Origin of the sequence: Saccharopolyspora rhizosphaerae (assembly GCF_003931915.1) — a bacterium.
Lineage (GTDB): Bacteria > Actinomycetota > Actinomycetes > Mycobacteriales > Pseudonocardiaceae > Saccharopolyspora > Saccharopolyspora rhizosphaerae.
The window spans coordinates 83,059-101,980 of sequence record NZ_RSAA01000026.1; the positions used below are offsets into that span (position 1 = coordinate 83,059).

Here is an 18,922-nt window from a genome sequence, read left to right on the forward strand (position 1 = left end):
CTTGAACAGCTCCTAGTTCTTGATGGCACCGGCGAGGTTGAAGGCGCCTCCGAGGTAGCGGGAGACCACGAGGTACAGGGCGATGACCGGTGCCGTGTAGAGGATCGAGTAGGCCGCGAGCTGGCCGTAGGCGATGAGGCCGCCTTGGCCGAAGAACGCGAAGATCCCCACCGAGGCCGGCTGCTTGGCCGAGTCCAGCAGCAGCACGAACGGGACGAAGAAGTTCCCCCACGCGTTGATGAAGGTGAAGATCGCGACCACGCCCATGCCGGGCACGATGAGCGGCAGCACCACCGAGCGCAGCGCCTGCATCGCCGAGGCGCCGTCGACCCACGCCGCCTCCTCGAGGCTGATCGGCACGCCGTCCATGAAGTTCTTCGTCATCCAGATCGCGATCGGCAGCGAGGTCGCCGCCAGGAACAACGTCGTGCCGAACATCGAATCCACCAGCTCCACCTGCACGAACATGCTGTAGACCGGCACCATCACGGCCGTCATCGGCAAGCCGGAGGCGAACAGCACGAGGTAGAGGAACGGGCGCCGGAAGCGCAGCTGGTAGCGCGACAGCGGGTAGGCGCACAGCACGGCTGAGACCACCGAGACCACCGACGCACCGCCGCACAGCACCAAGCCGTTCCACAGTGGACGACCGCTGACCTCCCAGCTGAGCACCTGCGCGAAGTTGTCCAGGGTGAACGCGCTCGGCACCTGCGCCGACAGCGGTGCGTCGGCGTCGAAGGACGCCGTGACCAACCACAGCAGCGGTGCGAGGAAGGCGAGGGCGACCACCGCCAGCACCAGGTGCACCACCACCGACACCGAGCGCCGCCTCGCGACAGTGACTCCGGCCATCACGTCCCGTCCTCGTCCGGATCTCCGATGCTGCTCGCGTAGAGCACCGCGAACAGCCCGCCGATGGTCAGCAGCACCAAGGAGATCGTCGCGCCGTACCCGATCTCGTCGAACTCGAAGGCGGAGTCGTACATCAGCAGCGGCAACGTCTGGGTCGCCGCGTTCGGCCCGCCCGCGGTGAGCACGTAGATGAGCGTGAACACGCCGACCGTCTGCAGCGTGATGAGCATCAGGTTGGTGGTCACCGTCCGGCGGATCACCGGGAGCGTGACGTGCCAGAACCGGCGCAGCACCCCGGCCCCGTCGACCTCGGCGGCCTCGGTCAGGTCGGTGGGCACCTCGGCGAGCGCGGCCTGGTAGACCAGCATCGAGAAGGCCGTGCCGCGCCAGACGTTGCCGAGCACCACCGCGAGCATCGGCACGTGGTAGAGCCAGTCCACGCCCTCCAGCCCGAGCCCGACCAGCACGTTGTTCAGCGTGCCGTCGGTGTTGAGGAAGGCGTAGATCGCGAACGCGGCGACCAGCTCCGGCAGCACCCACGCGGACACGACCGCGGTGCCGACGACGTTGCGCAGCCAGCGGTTCCGGTGCCGGGTCAGCAGGGCGATGAACATGCCCAGGCAGTTCTGCCCGATGACCGCCGATCCCACGGTGAACACCACGGTCGCCCAGATCGCGTGCCACAGCGCGGGGTCCGTGAACATCCGCTGGTAGTTGTCCAGCCCGACGAACTCCGGGGAGCTCGCCGCCGCGCCGGTCAGCGCTGCGTCGGTGAACGAGACGTAGCCACTCCACAGGATCGGGCCGATCACGAACAACCCGAGCAACAACGTGGCGGGCGCCATCGGCGCGAGCCACCGCCGCACCGCCGTCATCCTCAGCCCGCCTGGGTGTTGGCAGGTTCCACGATCCGCGAGACCTGCTGCGCCCACCGGTCGGAGACCTCCGCAGGCGGCGTGCCGGCGACGACCTCGAGCACCGACTTCTGGATCTCCTCGGAGACCTTCGGGTACTCCGGCAGCGCGGGCCGGTAGTGGGTGTTGGCCAGCAGCCCGATCCAGAACTGGTTGAGCGGGTTGGCCTCGGCGATCCTCGGGTCCGCGGCCGCGTCGGCGCGCGCGGGCAGGTTCCCGGTGGCGGCCGAGTACTCGACGACGTTGTCCTTGGACAGGGCCTGCTTGATGAACTCGAAGGCGTCGTCGGGCTTGTCGCTGGCCGAGCTGACCGCCAGCGTCCACCCGCCGGAGAGCGTCACCGTGCCCGGCGCCTGCCCGAACTGGGTGGGCATGGCCGTCGCGGACATGGTCTTCGACCAGTCCGTCCAGCCCGCGTCGAGCCAGTTGCCGGAGGCGAAGCTGCCGTCGAGCCGGATGGCGACCTTGCCCTCCTGGGCGAGCTGGTCGCGCTGGTTCTTGTCGTACTGGGCGTCGGCGATCTGCGGTTTGCTCTGCGTGAGGCCCTCACCGACCGCGGTGGACAGGAACCCCATCGCGTCGGTGAACCCCTGGCTGGGCACCAGCCACTTGCGCTGCTGCTCGTCGTAGAGCGTGCCGGTGCTGGTTCCGTAGAGCAGCATCTCGACGGTCTGCATGCTCACCGACTCGCCCTCGGCCTTGCCCAGCGGCATGTCGATGCCGATCACGTCGGGGCGCTTCTGCTTGATCTGGCGCGCGGCGGCGAGGATGTCCTCCCAGGTGCGGGGTTTCCACTCCGCCGGTAGCCCGACCTCGGCGAACAGCTGCCGGTTGTACCAGAGGCCGCGGGTGTCGGTGTCGAGCGGAACGCCGTAGACCCGGCCGTCGGCGGCCTTGCCGGCCTGCTTGGTGCTGCCGATGTAGGAGCCGTTCCAGTCGGGCCACTGGGCCAGCCTGTCGTCCAACGGCAGCAGGTAGCCGGCCTCGACGTCGGAGTTGACCTGGAAGGAGTCCTCGTAGAGCACGTCGGGCGCGGTGGACTCCGAGCGCATCCGCAGCTGCAGCTTGGACAGGTACTCGCTCTCCGGCGCGACGACCGGGTCGAGCTTGACGAACTTGCCGGGGTGAGCTTGCTCGTACTGCTGCTTCACGCGCTGCATCAGCGCGTCGACCTGCGTCGTGTTGCCGTAGCGGTGGTAGGCGACGGTGATCGTGCTCGGGTCCTCGCCGGACCCGCCGCAGGCGGAGATGCCCAGGGCAGCGGTGAGGATGGCGGCTAACGCGGTTCTCCGGCGCATCGGGCTCCTCCGGCCTGTGACGCTTGCGACTAAGCTGAGATCCGGATCACACTCGGTGGGCAACATAAGTCCATTCGTTTTCAGAAGTCAATGATCTTCCCCGGTCTCGGCGGAACGGACCGGCGATCACGCTGCTCGAGGAGGCCCGTGCTGAGACCCGTCACCACCGCGAAGCCGTTGCCCCACCTCGGGATTCGCACCGCCGTCGTTCGAAGTGGCGGCTGAGGTTCCGCCCCCGCACCGCACAGCGACCACCGGACAACGCTCGGAGGAGAGCCGCATGACCCCTGCGTCGTGGCAAGGGACGAACCTGCCCCGAGTCGGCGGTTTCAACCGCGCGGTCGTGCTGGACACGATCCGCCGCCACGGCGAGATCAGCCGGGTCGAGCTCGCCCAGCGCACCGGACTGACCGCGCAGACGATGTCCAACATCGTGCGGGCGCTCATCGACGACGGGCTGGTCACCGAGAACGGACGCGCGCCCTCCACCGGCGGGAAGCGGCGGGTGCTGCTCAAGGTGGTGCCGGACGCCTACTCCGCCGTCGGCCTGCACCTCGACCCGGAGCGCATCACCGGGGTCCTCGTCGACCTCGCCGGCGGTGTCCGGTTGCGCGCCACCCGGCGGCTGCCGAGCGAGGCCACGCCCGCCGCCGTCGCCACCGCGCTGACCCGCATCGGCCAGCAGTTGGTGCGCCGCTCGGGCCTGGAGCCCGAGCGCGTGCTGGGCGCCGGGTTGGCGGTGCCCGGACCGCTGGACCCGGCGCACCGCAAGGTCCTCGACCCGCCCAACCTCGACGGCTGGACCGAAGCCCCGCTCGCCGACCTCGTCGAGGAGCGGTTCGAGCTGCCGGTCGTGATGGACAACGACGCCACCGCCGCGGCCATCGGGGAGCGCTGGTCCGGCTGCGCGCAGCGCGCCGGCTCCTTCGTCTACGTCTACCTGGGCACCGGCGTGGGCATCGGCGTCGTCCTCGGCGACCAGGTGCACCGGGGTGTCAGCAACAACGCCGGCGAGATCGGGCACGTGCACAGCGGCGGCTCCCGCGAGTGCCACTGCGGCCGGCGCGGCTGCCTGGAGGCCTACTGCTCGATGCGCTCCATCGTCGCCGACTGGCGCGCGGCCATCGGCCGACCGGCACCGACCTCGGTCACCGCGGCCTACGACCAGCTGTGCCGGGACGCGGTCGCCGGGGAGGCCGCGGCCCGCAAGGTGCTGCGCCAGACCGCCACCCGCCTCGGCCAAGCCCTCGCGTCGGTGGTCAGCGTCCTCGACGTGGACCGGGTGGTGCTCGGCGGACCGGCGTTGCGGCACGTCTCGGAACTGGTGCGCAACCGGGTCTCGAAGGTGATCACCGCCCAGGTGTGGGCACCGCAGGTACGTCCGGTGCGCGTCGAGACGGCGCTGATCGGTGACGACGCCGCCGCGGTCGGCGCGGCGTCACTGGTGTTCGACCACGCCTACTCACCCCGTCTCAACACGCTCCTCGGCTCCTGACACCGCGTCGGCGACGGCGTGCCCGAACGCCTCCATGCCGCGGGCGTTCGGGTGCAGCGGGGCCGCCCACGAGGTCGGCACGAGGCCTTCGAAGTACTTCTGCTCCGGCGGCCGGCAGACGTCGTGCCCCTCGCTGACCGGGCCGAGGTCGACGAACTCCGCGCCGTGCGCGCGAGCCCGCTCGCCGAGCCGGGCGCTCAGCTCGTCCACCTTGGACTGGACGTGGTCGGCGTCGCGGGCCCACATCGGCTGCTTCGGGTGGCAACCGCCCGGCGGGAGGTAGGTGCCGTACCCGACCACCACGACCCGCGCGTCCGGTGCGCGGTGGGCGATCTCGTCGAGCGCCGCGTCGAAGTCCGGGAGGAACGCGTCGATCCGCTCGGACAGCTCGTCACCAGCAGCGGTGAAGCGGTCCGCGCAGGAGGACCCCACCGGTTCCGGGAGCGCGTTGAGGCACGACACCGCCGCCTGCACCAGGTCGACGTCGTTGCCGCCGATGGTGACGGTGACCAGGTCGGTCGTCTCGCTCAACGCGTCGTACTGCGGAGGCAGCACCACGTGCTGGCGGCCCGCGAAGTCCTCGGTCTCGGCGCCCGAACACGTCACGTCGACCAGCTCCGCGCCCCAGCGCGCGGCCGCGACCTGCGGGTAGTTCTTCGTCGACCGGAAGCACAGCAGGTTCGGGTCCGGGTGGGGCACCAGCGGGCCGGCGGCCGCCGAATCTCCCATCGCCACGTACTCGAGCACGTCCTGCTGGGCCACCGCGGGAAGTCCCGAGGACACCAACGCGAGCACTCCGGCACCAGCGACCACGGGCAACCGCAAGCCGACCACGAGGACCTCCCGACCCGATCAAGGCGACACCACCAAGATCAGAGCACGGAAGTGCCCGGGAGCAGCCGAAGAGCACCCGCACGCGCACCCGGTTCCCCCGAAGGGACGCGCCCTACTGGATGTCCCGCCGGAGCGCGCGCGTGATGCCCGCCGCCGCGGTCGTCGCGAGCACCCATCCCGCGGCGATGAGCGCGACGGTGATCCACTGCGAGGGGCCCGCCGTCCGCCACATCACGTCGTGGCCGAGGTTGATGATCGGCACCAGCTGGTCGACGGTGTAGAGCAGCGGGCTCCAGTGCGGGTGGTCCTCCTCGTTGATCGGCGTCAGCGGCCCGTTCACCGAGAACCACGTGGTGCCCGCAGCCGTGAGCAGCACCAGCCAGATCAGCGCGCGCAGCGGGCGGTAGCCGTAGCTGACCGTGATCTGCTGCAGGAAGCTCCACAACCGCACCGGCGGCCGGAACACCGGGCGGGTCGAGGTGGCGATCGCCTTGTAACGTCGGCGCTGCTTCTCGATGAGCACCGTGACGGCGTGCTCCTCGTTGCCGTTGCCGCTGAAGACCTTCACCAGCTGGTCGTAAGGGCCCGGCTGGTAGCGGTCACCGGAGTTGGCGCGCAGCCAGGCCAACCGCTCCTGGACCTTGTCGACGTCGGAGGGCTCGATGCTGTCGACGAAGTTGTCGTAGCTGAAGTCGTCGATGTCGACGCCCCCGCTGGCCTGCCACAACCGCGCGTTGTCGGCCAGCAGCTCGCACTGGGCCTGCCGCAGCAGGATCCGCCCGCGCGGCGCGTCGTCGACGCTGAGCGTGAGCTCCTGGGTGACCATGCCGAACCCGTTGATGGCGTTGCGGCTCAACCCGTCTCCGAGTCGGGCGCCCCAGAAGTTGGCCTGCCTGCCGATCTCCGCCCGCCGCAGCTGCACCTCGCCCTCGGTGACGAACGGCCGGATCCCCGAGGCGCACACCAGGTCTTGCGCGATCCGCGCGCCCCGCAGGTCGATCGAGGGCTTGTAAGCGAGCTTGTGCCGGTGCCAGGCGGGTTTGGTGAGCTCGGTGGCCCGCATGTCGAGGTTCGCACCGATGGAGGCGCCCTGGAGCTGCACCGACCCGGTGATGTCGGCTTCCCGGCAGTCGAAGTTGCTGCCCACCGTCAACCGGCTCGCCAGCAGCACGTCGGTGCGCGCGCCGGTCAGCCGAGCGCGGTTGAGCTGGAAGCTGCCGTGCACGCGCACGTCGGTCATCCGCCACTCGCCCCACACGTCGACCGAGCCGGCGGCGAGGTTGCCGCGGATCTCGGTGCCGTCGATGTGGAGGGCGCGCAGCGAGCGGTCCACCGCGGCCCGCTCCGACTGCGCCCAGGTCAGGTCGATCTGCGCGCCGGAGAGGCGCAGGTCGCCCTCGACGCACGCGCTGACCATGCGGATCGTGCCGCCGCTGCGGAAGTTCTCGTCCAGCTCGACGTCGCCGTGCACGTGGCTGCGGTCGGCGATGAGCGTGCTGGTCGGGTCGTCGTAGGGCGATTCGCCGCGCCGCGGCGGGGTCATGCCGGGCTCCAGCACCGCGTCGCGCATCCGCAGGTCGCCGGCGATGCTCGCGCTCGGGATGAACACCAACCCGGCCACGGTGAAGGACTTGCCGGTGCTCGGGTCGACGTCGCAGCGCAACGAGCCGCCGAGCTGTATCCCGTTGGCGTTGAGCGCCAACCGGCCCCGGTTGCGCAGCGAGGCCCCGAGGAGCGTGAGGTTGCCGCCGATCTTGGCGCCCGGCACGCGGATCTCACCGGCGACGCTGATGCCCATGGCCAGCATCGCCCCGGCCACGGTCAGCCGGTCGGCGTAGATCGCGCGCCGGCCCGGGTTGTGCAGCTCGCTGCCGTTGAGCAGCAGCGAGCCGCCGAGCTCGGCGTCGGCGAGGTCGATGACCCCGTCCCGGGTGGTGCAGTGCAGCAGGTGGGTGTCGCTGGTGGTCCGCAGGTTGCGGGCGTTCATGCCGGGCAGCAGGCAGTTGCGCAGCACGAGACCGGCCATCGAGGCCTGCCGGACGTCGGGCGCTTCGAGGAAGCGGCAGCGGACGAACTCCAGCAGGTAGGGCAGTTCGGCGGCCCGCAGGTTGAGGCAACCGCTGATCACCGCGTCCTGGATCAGGATCACCGGCTGCTGCCGGGAACGCCGGGCGAAGGGCCGCCAGCCCGTCTCGTCGGGCGACTCGATCAGCCGCCGGGAGAGGAACTCGCCGCGGATCTCCTGGTCGTACTCGTGCTCGTCGGCGTGCACGTCGAGCGGCTGGTCCGCGGACGTGTCGGGTCTGCCGTTGCGCAGCAGCTCGTCGACTCGCCGCTCAGCAGCCGTCAGCGGACCGTTGCCGTTCTCCTTGACCTTGCCGCTAGGCACCGTCGCCCCCGAAACCCCGCGAAACGTTGTCGATCATCCACCCATTAGGACGTCTCACCACCGCGCGAGGTTTCGTCCCGGTCCAGAAAACACCGGGATGGCGTAGCTCACCTGCCGTTCCACGTGAAACGGCCCCGGCGTGTCGCAGAACAACACTCCGGGGCCGCTGCACCGGCCTTCAGGGCGGCGGAGCCGCTCAGGTGCCGCTACGGCACGCCGAGCCAGCGCAGCCGAGGGACCTAGTCCGTGTGGATCGGGTCCAGGACCCGGGCGAGGAAGGTCCTGGTCCGCTCCTCCCCGGGGTTCCCGATGACCTCCGACGGCGGTCCCTGCTCGACGATCCCGCCGCCGTCCATGAACAGGACCCGGTCGGCGACCTCGCGGGCGAACTGCATCTCGTGGGTCACCACGAGCATCGTCATGCCCTCGTCGGCGAGCTGCCGCATCACGCCGAGCACGTCGCCGACCAGCTCGGGGTCCAGCGCCGAGGTCGGCTCGTCGAAGAGCATCACGTGCGGGTTCATCGACAGCGCACGCGCGATCGCGACCCGCTGCTGCTGACCGCCGGAGAGCTGCGCCGGCATCGCTCCGGCCTTCTCGGACAGGCCGACCTTGGCCAGGTTCTCCTGGGCGACCCGATCCGCCTCCTCCTTCGAGCGGCCCAGCACCTTGCGCTGCGCCACCGTCAGGTTCTCCAGCACCGACAGGTGGGAGAAGAGGTTGAACTGCTGGAACACCATGCCGACGTGGCGGCGGGCCGCGTCGAGGTCGGTCTCGGGGTCGGTCAGCTCGGTGCCGTCCACCCAAACCGTGCCCGCCGTCGGTTCTTCCAGCAGGTTCACGCAGCGCAGCAGCGTCGACTTGCCCGAACCCGAGGGGCCGATGACGCACACGACCTCACCGCGCTCGACCTGGACGTCGATGTCGCGCAGCACTTCCAGCGAGCCGAAGGACTTGCTCAGCCCGGAGAGTTCGATCATCACGTCGCTCACTTGGTGTCCCCCTTGGTCCGGACGCCGCCGAACTTGCGCTCCAGCAGGTCTGACACGCGCGACAGCGGAATCGTGATGATCAGGTAGCAGAGGCCGGCGATGAGGATCGGCGTCAGCGACTGGTACTGGTTCAGCGCGCCGCGACCGAACTTCGCCAGCTCGTACTGGTCCACCGACAGACCCAGCAGGTAGATCAGCGAGGAGTCCTTGGTGAGCAGGATGAGCTCGTTGGTCAGCGGCGGCAGGATGATCCGGAACGCCTGCGGCAGCACGACGGTCACCATCGTGCGGCTCGGCGACATGCCCAGCGACCGCGCTGCCTCGACCTGCCCCCGAGGCACGGCCTGGATGCCCGCGCGGATGGTCTCGGCCATGTAGGCGGCACCGACCAGCCCGAGGCTGAGCATCACGGTCGAGAGGTTGTTGAACTTGAGCCCGAAGGCGATCGGCACGCCGTAGCCGAACGCGATGAACACCAGCAGCGCCGGGAGTCCGCGGAACAGCTCGATGTAGCCGGTGGCGATCCACCGGTACGGGGCGACCGGCGACATCTTCATGAGCGCGAGCACGATCGCGAGGCCGAGGCCGAACGCGAAGCCCACCGCGGTGTAGACGAGGGTGTTGAGCAGCGCGGTGGTGATCACGTCGGGGAACTGGGCCTGGGCGACCTCGACGTTGAAGAACGCCCGGCCGATCGAACCCCAGTCCGCGACGAACGCCACCACCACGACGGCCACGACCAGCACCGCGTACTGGATGCCGAGGTTGAGCCGTGCCCGCTGTCGTCGGCCCAGTCCTGCCTTGGGCCGCTCGATCTCGGTTGTCATCGACTTCTCTCCATGTGTTCGGCGGGGCGTCCGCGACGGTGTTCGCGGCCCCGCAGCACCGCTCGGGGCCGGCGTGTTCGACGCCGACCCCGAGCTGGCACGACTCAGCGGGTCATTCCGGCTTCTTGCCGAACCACTTCTCGTAGATGCGGTCGTACTCGCCGGACTGCTTGGCCTTGGCCAGGGACTCGTTGACCTTGGTCAGCAGCGCGGTGTTGCCCTTGCGGACACCGATGCCGTACTTGTCACCGGTCACGAACTCCTTGGTGACCTCGGTGTCCGGGTTGTTCTTGGCGAAGTTGTAGAGCACGCCGTTGTCGTTGATCGCGGCGTCGACCTTGCCGATCTGCACCCCGTTCTCCTGCAGGGCCAGGTCGTCGAAGTCCACGACCTCGTAGCCGAACTCGGCCTTGTGGGCCTCGGCGTAGTCCTTGCCCGTGGTGCCGACCTGCACGCCCAGCTTCTTGCCGCGCAGCTGGGAGAGGTCGGTGATGCCCGAGCCCTTCTTCACCAGCAGCGCCTGCTCGGCGTCGAAGTACGGGTCGGAGAAGTCCAGGTTCTGCTGACGCGATTCGGTGATGGTCATCGCGGCGGCTGCGACGTCGCACTGCCCGCTGTTGAGCGACTCACCCGACTGGATCCCTTCGTCGAAGGGCGCGTCGACGATCTTCTGCTGCACGCCGAGGTCGCGCGCGACCAGGTCGACCAGGTCGACGTCGAAGCCGACGATCTTGCCGCCCTCTCCCGGGAACTGGAACGGCTCGTAGGGGAGGTGGGTGCAGGTGGTCAGCGAACCGGGAGCGATCAAGCTCAGCTCGCCACCGCCCTGCGCTCCGCCGCCCGTCGTGGATTCCACGCAACCTGTCACTGCCACAGCCAAGGTCAGCGCAGGCAGCATTGCCAGCGCACGGAGGGTTCTGCGACGCGCCACGATGTAACTCCTAGTAGGTGAGAACGCGGGTGCTCGAATGGTGCCACTCGATCGGAGGTAAACCCAATAGCTGGAGTTGCGAATCCATCAAGTTCGTCGAAATCCGACATCCACCTCCCGGACACCTCTCGGCAAACCTGACGCCCGCGCGGCCTCCGAGCGGGAGATCTTCCGCCGTTCGACCTCCGTGCGCTGCGAACTCACCGCGGCGACCGCCCAGCCCTGTGTCCACCACCACGACGTCGCACGCCGGCCCGGACGGCACCCACCGTGGCCGGACGGCGACGAGTTGACGACATCCCGCCACACCGGCCCCCCGACCGCAATCGCGACCCGCCGTCACGGTGGCGAGGTGCGGACGTGAGAAGGGCCCTCCCCCAGCGGGGAAGGGCCCTTCGCGTCGCGCTGCTCAGCCGGGTGGCGGCGGAGGCGGGCAGTGGATGATCGGCTGCGGGTTGTACTTGACCTTCTTGTTCTCGGTGCGCACCTCGCCGGTCGTGAGGTCCCGGATGGTCCGGGTGTCGACGACGGTGAAGCCCGGCGCGCCCTTGCTCGGGCTGCACGGACCGGTGGCCGGGCCCGGCTTCTCCATCGGCGGCGTCGGTTCGGTCCGCGGGCCGGTCGACGACTGCACGTCGAACTGCTTGGTGCCCCACAGCTTCACCGTGATCGACGACGGAGTCCACTCCGTGGTGAGCATGATGCCGCTCTTGGAGACGTTCTTGAACTTCACGTCGATGATGCTCTTGCCGTTCGGCGACTGGAACACCGTCGCTTCGCGACCGGCCGGGTAGCGGCTGATGTAGTAGCTGTGCGGCTTGTGCTCGACGTCCTTCATGCCGGCGAAGTACGAGGCGTTGTACAGCGTGGTCGCGAACTGCGAGATGCCGCCGCCGACGGCACGGCCGGGGTGACCGTCCTCGATGATCCCCGACTCGACGTAGCCCTGCGGGATGCCGCGCGGACCGGTGTAGCCGTTGAGGCTGAACGTCTCGCCCGGGCGCAGGATCGCGCCGTTGACCTGCTCGGCGACCCGGCGGATGTTCACCCCCGAGGCCGGTTCGAAGCCGCCGGTCTGGAACTCGCCGACGACCTCGCGGATTCCGAGCTGGTTGGCCTGCTCGGTGGTGAACTGCGCCGGTGCCGGCACGTACACCGCCTGCACCACGCGCTGCTGCGGCTTGCGCAGGGTCTCCAGCACGGGGGCCAGGCTCTTCTCCCAGTCGACGCCGACGCCGTCCTCCGACGGGTGCACGACCGGGGCGCCGCCCTCGAGCTTGATCTCGGCGTCCTTGCCGGGCTTCATCGTGTCCCGCAGCTGCGGTTCGATGGCTCCGACCAGCGTCTTCTCGTCCAGGGAGGCCTTCAGGCCGCCCTGGCCGTCGGGCGTGAAGCGCAGCGCCTTCGCGATGACCTCCGGCTCCACCGTGGCGTTCTTGCCCTCGCCGCGGACGGTCACCGGGGAGGCCACGGCGGGCTCGGCGATCTCGTGCAGCGCCTTCTGCACGCCCTCGCGGGTGGTGCTCACCGGGAGCTGGGTGACCGGCAGCGGGATCGTCCGGCCCTCGGCCCAGTGGGCCTGGATCTCGCTGGCCGCGTGCTGGACGTCGAGGTTCTGGCCGGGCACCGGGTTCACCGGGACCGGCTTGGTGCCCTCGAAGCGGATGTCGCCGTCGGTGGGCTCCAGGCCCAGCTGCGGGCTGACCTCCTGCAGCGCGGCCAGCAGCTCTTCGCGGTCGCTCGTGCTGACGGGAGTGACCTCGTGCGTGCTGAACAGCGACCCGATCCGGGTGAAGGGGTTCAGCGGCTGGGTGTCGGCCTTGTCGACGGTCGCGGCCCAGTCCATCCGCAGGCCGACGTCGTCGGGCTTGATCGTGGCGCCGCGGTCGCCGACCTGCAGCCGGACCGGCTTGTCCATGCCCGGTTCGAGCTCGTCGCGGAGCTTGCTCTCGGCGGCGGCCGGGTCGAGGGTGCCGACGTCGACCCCGGCGACCACCGTGCCGCGCGGCAGGGATCCGCTGGTGAACAGCAGGTCACCGACGTAGAGGAGGACCAGGGCCGCAGCGGCGACACCGGCGTACAGCCCGCCCTTGAGCAGCTTCTGCCGCTTCTGATCGGCGGGGGAGGGCTCGCCGGGAGTGCTCCAGCCGAGCTGGGTGCCGGCGACGCCGTCCTGCTGCCCGCCCATCATCGAGGTCTGCCCGCCCGGCTGCTGAGACCGGCCGTGGTAGGCCGTGGGCTGGTCCGCGCCGACGGTGGGGATGGACTGGGTGGCGCCGATCGGGAAACCGCTGAAGTCGGTCGGCAGCGCGGCGATCTGCTGAGTGCGCTCGCTGTCCGATTCCGGAGCCGAACGGTCGTCCTGAGCTTCGGGGTCCTGGACTGGCCAGGCCTGCCTGGTCTCGGCGTCGGAGGTGTTCTGCTGGTCGGTGCGCAACCGTTCGGTCGACGGATCCGCACCGCTGCGGTTGTCGTGGTTTTCCGGCACCGCTTCCCCTTCTCCTGTCGGTCGTGCGGTGGGGGCGTTGGAGGACGCTCTCGCCGGGGTCCGGCTCGGGGCTCCGACTACAGGTACAGGCCCGTGCCCTGTTCGGTTTGTTCCGTGGCCACGGCGTGCAGATCCCGCTCCCGCATCACCAGGTAGGCCTGCCCTTGCACCTCGACCTCGTACTGCTCGTCGGGGTTGAACAGGACCTGGTCGCCGACCTTGACGGTCCGCACGTGACTGCCCACGCCGAAGACCTCGCCCCAGACCAACCGCTTGGCCACCTGCGCGGTCGCCGGAATCACGATGCCGCCGCTGCTGCGGCGTTCTCCGGACTCCTGGGCGATGCGCACCATGACCCGGTCGTGCAGCATCTGGATTTCGAGCTTGGCATCGGTCACCCGAAAAGTTTACTTGCCACCACCGGGTGACTCAGGGGCCAGGGGCCCATCAGAACCGGTCGTTGACCACCCGGTTCGCGATCTCCCAGGGCAGGACGCGCGCACGGGACCGGCCCCGGTGGGGACCGGCCCCGTCCTCGCCCTCGTGACCTGGGGTTGTGCGAGTCCGATACCGGATCGGTCTCGATTTCGCCGCGCGGTGCGGATCAGGCGTCCAGACCGCCCATCACCAGCGGGAGCCTGCGGGGCCCGTCGGCCGAGATCGTGATCGGCACGCCCCAGTCCTGACGGGTCAGGCGGCAGGCGGGGTGCTCGACCGAGTCGTCGTCATCGCAGCTGGCGGCCTGGGCGACCACGTGCAGGACGCCGTGCTCGACGCCCTCGGCCAGCACCAGCCGGCGGGTCAGGTCGGTGCCCACGCCCGCGCCCTCGACCAGCAGGTCCTCCGGTGTCGAGGTGACCTCCAGGCGGGTGGAGGGGCCGTACCGTTCGTCGAGCTTGGTGCCCGGCGGCGGCGTGAACACCACTGCGAGCTCCACCTCCCCGGCGCCGATCTCGGTGGACGGCCGCTTGACCTGCTGCGACGCACCGTCGACGAGCTTGGCGGCCAGGCCCGGCGGGACCGGGCGCTCCAATCGGTGGGCAGCGGAGGCGACCACGACCAGCTCGCCGTCCACCACGGTCGCCCCGGAGGGCTCGGCGACGTCGGTGGCCAGGGTGGACACCTCGTCGGTGGCGGGGTCGTAGCGGCGGACGGCGCCGTTGTAGGTGTCGCAGACCGCGACCGAACCGTCCGGCAGCACGGCCACCCCCAGCGGGTGCTGGAGCAGGGCCTTCGCAGCCGGTCCGTCGGCGTGGCCGAAGTCGAACAGACCGGTGCCCACCGCGGTGCGGATCGCGAACCCGTCGCCGCCGGCCTCGGCCCAGCGCAGCGCGGAGGTCTCGGAGTCGGCCAGCCACAGGCGGTCCCCACCGTCGGCGAGGCCGGAGGTCTGCGCGAAGAACGCCTGGTCAGCGGCGCCATCCCGGAGGCCCTCGACGGTGGTGCCGGCGAACCGGCGGACCTCGCCGGTGCTCGGGTCGAACAGGCCGAGCGTGTGGTTGCCCGCCATCGCGATCACCACGCCGCCGGCCGGCTCCCACCAGGCGACGTCCCACGGGCTCGTCAACGGCGTCTCCAGCCCGGGCCCGCTGTCGGACCCGTCGCGCCACTGCTCGCCGGTCCCGGCCAGCGTGGTCACGGAGCCGTCGCTGAGCCGCAGCCCCCGCAGCAGGTGGTTGACGGTGTCGGCGACGACCACGTCGTACCCGGCGGAGGCGGCGAGCCCTTCGGGCAGCAGCGCGAGCCCGGCGGGCTCGGCGAACGTCGGCTCGGTCCCGTCGGCACGACCCCGCTCACCGGTGCCGATGCGGCGGACGACGGTCTCGCCGTCGGGCTCGAACTCGACCAGCGAGTGGTTCGCCGAGTCCGACACCAGCAGGTTGCCGTTGCCCAGCGCGATGACCTTGCCGGGGAAGCGCAGCTCCGTCTCCGGCGCGGGCGGCGGCACGTAGGGGTCGTCGCCGCGGTGCAGCGTGCCCTTGGCGTCGTGCTCCGCGACGACCTCGGAGATCACGCTGCGCAGCGCCTCGACGTGGCCCTCACCCGCGGCCACGTGCACGACGTAGCCCTCGGGGTCGATGACCACGAGCGTCGGCCAGGCCTTCACGGCGTAGTTCTGCCAGGTGGTCAGCTCCGGGTCGTCGAGCACCGGGTGGTGCACGGCGTAGCGCTCGACGGCCGCGGCCAGGGCGTCCGGATCGGCCTCGTGCTCGAACTTCGGCGAGTGCACGCCGACGGTCACGACCTCGTCGGCGAACTCGGCCTCGAGCGGCCGGAGCTCGTCGATCACGTGCAGGCAGTTGATGCAGCAGAAGGTCCAGAAGTCGAGGACCAGGACTTTGCCCCGGAAGTCCTCGAGCCGGAGTTCCCGACCACCGGTGTTCAACCACTGCCGCCCGACGAGCTCCGCGGCTCGTACCCGTCCCCGACGTTTCTGCTGCTCAGTCACAACAGCAGTCAACAACAACCGCCACCACCGTGTTCCACGAGGTGGGCGGCGTCATGACCGCGACCACTCGAGGCAGCCCGCACGGGACGAGCGGGTCCAGAACGGCGGACGGCTGTCCTCGTCCGGGATCGCCTCTCACCTGATCGGGCGGGGGTGACTCAGGGGAGGAGCTCGCCAGCCGTGGTGGTGAGCGTGCTCAGGGCCGTCCTGATCACCGGGTGCTCACCACCGCCGCGGCGGGTGGCCGCGTGGATCCGCCGGGCCGGGGCAGGTTCGCCGCGGAGCGGGACGCGCACGACCGGCCAGTCGTGAAGCCGGGCGAGGCGCGGAACCAGGATGATCCCGAAGTGGTGCGCGACCAGCGCCGTTCCGGTGTCCCACTCGTCGGCGTAGTGCACGATGTTGGGGCTGAACCCCGCCGAGGTGCAGGCCGCCCGCACCAGCTCGTGGTACGTGCTGCCCGGGCGGCCGACGATCCACTGCTCGTCGGCGACGTCGGCGAGCTGGACCCGGCTGCGCTTCGTCAGCGGGTGACCGACGGGCACGACCAGGTCGAGCGGGTCGTCGACGAGGCGCTGCTGCTCGAAGCGCTCGTCGGCGGGCGGCGGCAGGTCAGCGGTGCCGATCACCAGCGCCAGGTCCGCGTCTCCGGACAGCAGGAGGTCGAAGCACCGGGCCGGTTCCGCTTCGATCACCCGGACCCGGACCTGCGGGTACTGCTCCCGCAACGCCGCTGCGGCGGGCGGCAGCAGGTGGGTGGCCGCGGTGGAGAACCCGCACAGCGTGAACGACCCGCTCGGTTCCTCGGTGGTGGCGGCGAGCTCCGCGTAGGCGCGCTCGACCTGGGCGTGCAGCACCTCGGCGTGGTGCAACACCGTCCGAGCGGCCGAGGTGAGCTTGACGCCCCTGCCGGACTGGCTGATCAGCTCGGTTCCGAGCTCGTCGGCGAGCTGGCGCAGCTGGTACGACACCGCCGAGGGCGTGTAGTTCAGCGCCGCGGCGGCGGCCGTGATGGTGCCGTGGTGGGCGACCACCTGCAGCACCTTGAGCCGAGGGTCGATCATGCGAACATTCTGCACGGTCTTCTGCAGGAACGTTCGATTTTCTTCAGCGGTGGCTGGCGGCAGCCTGGTGTCGTGATCCCCTCGGCTGCTCCCACGCGCTCGGTCCGCACCGGCGTCCACGTCCTCGTCGTCCTCACCGCGGGCGCCTACCTCCCGAGCCCGCTGCTGCCCGGTTACCAGCACGACTTCGGGTTCAGCGATCTGTCCCTGACCCTGATCTACGCCACGTTCGCGCTGGTCAGCGCACCTGCTCTGCTGGTGCTCGGGCCGGCTACCGACGCACTGGGACCGCGCGCGGTGCTGCGCGCGAGCCTGGTCGCCGGCGCCGTCGCCTCGCTCTGCTTCGCGCTCGCCTCCGGAACACCGTGGCTGGTGGTCGGACGGGCCGCGCAGGGCGTCGCGCTCGGAGCTGCCACCGGCGCCTCGAGTGTGCTGATCAGCGAGAACGCCCCGGGACGCGGTCCGTTGCTGGCCAGCGCGGCGTTCCTGGCCGGCACCGCGGCCGGGCCGGTCGTGTCCGGGGCGCTCGCCGAGCACGCCCCGGCGCCGTTCGTGCTGCCCTTCCTGCTGCACCTGGCGCTGCTGGCCCACGGCTGGTCCCGGGTGTCGCGCCTGCCTGCGCCGGCGACCGGCCTGCGGTGGCGTCCCACCCGGCCGCGGATCCCGGCGGGCGTGCGCGCGGTGTTCGCCACGGCCGCCGCGACCGGCTTCCTCGCGTGGACGGCGGTCGGTCTGTTCCTGTCGTTGATCCCCGCCCTGCTCGACCGCGCGGGGCACCGCGACCTGGCGGTGTCCGGCTGCGTCCTCGGCTCGGTGCTGGTCGTCTCGGTGCTGGCCCAGCCGCTGGTGTCACGGCTCGGCGCGCAGCGGGCGCAGCGGCACGGCCTGGCGGCGCTGTTCGCCAGCCTCGTGCTGCTAACTCTGACCAGCGGTGGATCGGCGGCGGTCACCACGCTCGCGGCGTTGGTGGCCGGGTTCGGGCACGGCTTGGCCTACGGCGGTGCGGCGGGGGCCGTCGAGTCCACCGCGCCCACGGGCGGGCGCGGTGCGATCACCGGGGCGCTGTACCTGGCCTTCTACCTCGGGGCCGGCTGCCCGGCGATCGCGGTCGGGCTGATCACGCTGCGGTTCCCGCTGGAAACCGCGATGTCCTGGGTGACCGCGGTGGCGGCGGCACTCGTGCTGCTCACGGCGGTGCTCGGAAAACCGCTCGCGCGGACCGGCACTTCCCAGCAACATCAGCGCAATGCCAGCGGACGCACCGGATCGCACTGCACGAGCGCTGAACGCGGCCGTGGCCGCCGGCCGGGACTTCGGGCTCGACGTGAGCGGAACCCGGGTGCTGCACGACCTGTTCTCCGTCGTCGTCCACCTCGCTCCCGCACCGGTGGTGGCCCGGGTGCCGGTGGTGCTGCCCCCGGGCAGCGGCCCCACCGCCCAAGCGGCCCGCCAACGGGCGGAGCTCGACGTGGTGGCGTGGCTGGCTGAGCAAGGGCAACCGGTGATCCCGCCGAGCCCGCTGGTACCCCGGGAACCGGTCCAGCGCGACGGGTTCTCGATGACGTTCTGGCAGTTCACCGAGATCGTCGAGACCACCGAACCCGACTACGTGCGCAACGCCGGCCTGGTCGCCGACCTGCACCAGGCGCTGCGTGCGTACCCGGGCGAGCTGCCGTTCCTGTCCGCTGCCGAGCCGCAGATGGTCACCGGCGCGCTGGCCGACCTGGCGGCGCGACCCGACCTGCTGGACCCGGCCGACCTCGCCCGCGCCCAGCAGGAGTGGGAAGTGCTGAAACCGCTGGTGCGCGACCGCACGGCGTTCGAGGCGGAGTACCCGGTCGAGCTCCAGCCGGTCCACGGCGACGCACCGCCGTTCAACATCGTCCCCACCCCGGACGGTGAGCTGTACGCGGACTTCGAACTGGTCTCGCTGGGACCCGTCGAGTGGGACCTGGCCGCGTTCGGCAGCGAGTGCGAGGCCGCCTACGACCGCCGCGCGCAGGAGCTCGGGCTGCGCGCACTGGACGAGCAGGTGCTGCGCTTCGTCAACGCCGTGGGGAACCTGCGGTCGGTGGCCTGCCTGTCCCTCGTCCCGCAGCTGCCGATGCTCGCCGACGCCCTGCGACCCGCGATCGAGCAGTGGCGGCTCCAGCCCTTCGCCGGAGGCTGAGCGGCTGAGATCCGTCGCCACGTGCACCGATCAGCGCTCTGACCTGCAGGGTCGTCTCGGGGGTCGAGCCGGGGCGCCGTGCTCACCGAACGCGCCTCGACGCTCGGCTCGAGGAAGGCGGGGGGTCGCGGGAGTCGCCGCCGTTGTCGATGTCCTGCACCAGCACCCCGCGGTGTCGGCGACCGTGGTCGGAACCCGCGGACGAGCTGGGGGCGACGC

15 protein-coding genes are annotated in these 18,922 nt (G+C 70.7%); 3 read left to right on the forward strand and 12 right to left on the reverse strand.

The genetic code is table 11. The features are described from left to right. Positions 1-12: 12 nt before the first annotated feature. From EIL87_RS22060 to EIL87_RS22070, 3 genes are read right to left on the reverse strand one after another with little or no spacing between them, the layout of a single operon-like run. Complete coding sequence (locus EIL87_RS22060; protein ID WP_125092501.1) at positions 13-852, reverse strand: carbohydrate ABC transporter permease; 840 nt, start codon at positions 850-852, stop codon at positions 13-15. Then, on the reverse strand, positions 852-1,727 hold the full coding sequence (locus EIL87_RS22065) for a carbohydrate ABC transporter permease (protein WP_125092502.1): 876 nt from the start codon (positions 1,725-1,727) through the stop codon (positions 852-854). Before EIL87_RS22065 ends, EIL87_RS22060 begins: the two co-directional genes overlap by 1 nt. A 2-nt stretch (positions 1,728-1,729) precedes the next feature. Next, a complete protein-coding gene (locus tag EIL87_RS22070; protein WP_125092503.1) occupies positions 1,730-3,064 on the reverse strand; it encodes an extracellular solute-binding protein in 1,335 nt (444 codons plus the stop codon). Between the two features lie 280 nt (positions 3,065-3,344). On the opposite strand from EIL87_RS22070, the gene EIL87_RS22075 reads away from it, so the two are divergent. Then, positions 3,345-4,559, forward strand: a complete 1,215-nt coding sequence (locus tag EIL87_RS22075; protein ID WP_125092504.1) for an ROK family transcriptional regulator — start codon at positions 3,345-3,347, stop codon at positions 4,557-4,559. Here the strand turns inward: EIL87_RS22075 and EIL87_RS22080 are convergent. The 9 genes from EIL87_RS22080 to EIL87_RS22120 form a co-directional block, all read right to left on the reverse strand. Further along, the gene (locus EIL87_RS22080) at positions 4,527-5,393 is read right to left on the reverse strand and encodes an SGNH/GDSL hydrolase family protein (RefSeq protein WP_233576480.1); all 867 of its coding nucleotides are present in this window, start codon (positions 5,391-5,393) and stop codon (positions 4,527-4,529) included. The genes EIL87_RS22075 and EIL87_RS22080 overlap by 33 nt on opposite strands. 112 nt (positions 5,394-5,505) lie before the next feature. Continuing rightward, complete coding sequence (locus EIL87_RS22085; protein WP_125092505.1) at positions 5,506-7,782, reverse strand: bactofilin family protein; 2,277 nt, start codon at positions 7,780-7,782, stop codon at positions 5,506-5,508. A 239-nt stretch (positions 7,783-8,021) separates the two neighbouring features. After that, complete coding sequence (locus EIL87_RS22090) at positions 8,022-8,774, reverse strand: amino acid ABC transporter ATP-binding protein (RefSeq protein ID WP_125092506.1); 753 nt, start codon at positions 8,772-8,774, stop codon at positions 8,022-8,024. Continuing rightward, positions 8,771-9,601: an amino acid ABC transporter permease gene (locus EIL87_RS22095; RefSeq protein WP_125092507.1), complete on the reverse strand. Its 831-nt coding sequence runs from the start codon at positions 9,599-9,601 to the stop codon at positions 8,771-8,773. Before EIL87_RS22095 ends, EIL87_RS22090 begins: the two co-directional genes overlap by 4 nt. A 112-nt stretch (positions 9,602-9,713) precedes the next feature. Beyond that, complete coding sequence (locus EIL87_RS22100; RefSeq protein ID WP_125092661.1) at positions 9,714-10,499, reverse strand: basic amino acid ABC transporter substrate-binding protein; 786 nt, start codon at positions 10,497-10,499, stop codon at positions 9,714-9,716. Between the two features lie 442 nt (positions 10,500-10,941). Continuing rightward, positions 10,942-13,020: a VanW family protein gene (locus EIL87_RS22105; RefSeq protein WP_125092508.1), complete on the reverse strand. Its 2,079-nt coding sequence runs from the start codon at positions 13,018-13,020 to the stop codon at positions 10,942-10,944. Between the two features lie 77 nt (positions 13,021-13,097). Beyond that, a complete protein-coding gene (locus tag EIL87_RS22110; protein ID WP_125092509.1) occupies positions 13,098-13,418 on the reverse strand; it encodes a GroES family chaperonin in 321 nt (106 codons plus the stop codon). Positions 13,419-13,624: 206 nt separating this feature from the next. Further along, positions 13,625-15,469, reverse strand: a complete 1,845-nt coding sequence (locus EIL87_RS22115) for an NHL domain-containing thioredoxin family protein (RefSeq protein ID WP_233576481.1) — start codon at positions 15,467-15,469, stop codon at positions 13,625-13,627. Positions 15,470-15,627: 158 nt separating this feature from the next. Next, positions 15,628-16,533 (reverse strand): LysR family transcriptional regulator, encoded by a 906-nt coding sequence (locus EIL87_RS22120; protein ID WP_125092511.1) that lies wholly within the window; start codon positions 16,531-16,533, stop codon positions 15,628-15,630. A gap of 72 nt (positions 16,534-16,605) precedes the next feature. Between EIL87_RS22120 and EIL87_RS22125 the strand changes: the two genes are divergently transcribed. Together EIL87_RS22125 and EIL87_RS22130 are read left to right on the forward strand one after the other, a co-directional pair. Then, positions 16,606-18,021 carry an MFS transporter gene (locus tag EIL87_RS22125; RefSeq protein WP_325049502.1) on the forward strand — a complete coding sequence of 472 codons (1,416 nt, stop codon included), beginning with the start codon at positions 16,606-16,608 and terminating at the stop codon, positions 18,019-18,021. Continuing rightward, the gene (locus EIL87_RS22130) at positions 18,002-18,703 is read left to right on the forward strand and encodes a phosphotransferase family protein (RefSeq protein ID WP_325049503.1); all 702 of its coding nucleotides are present in this window, start codon (positions 18,002-18,004) and stop codon (positions 18,701-18,703) included. Before EIL87_RS22125 ends, EIL87_RS22130 begins: the two co-directional genes overlap by 20 nt. The last annotated feature ends 219 nt before the right edge of the window (positions 18,704-18,922 follow it).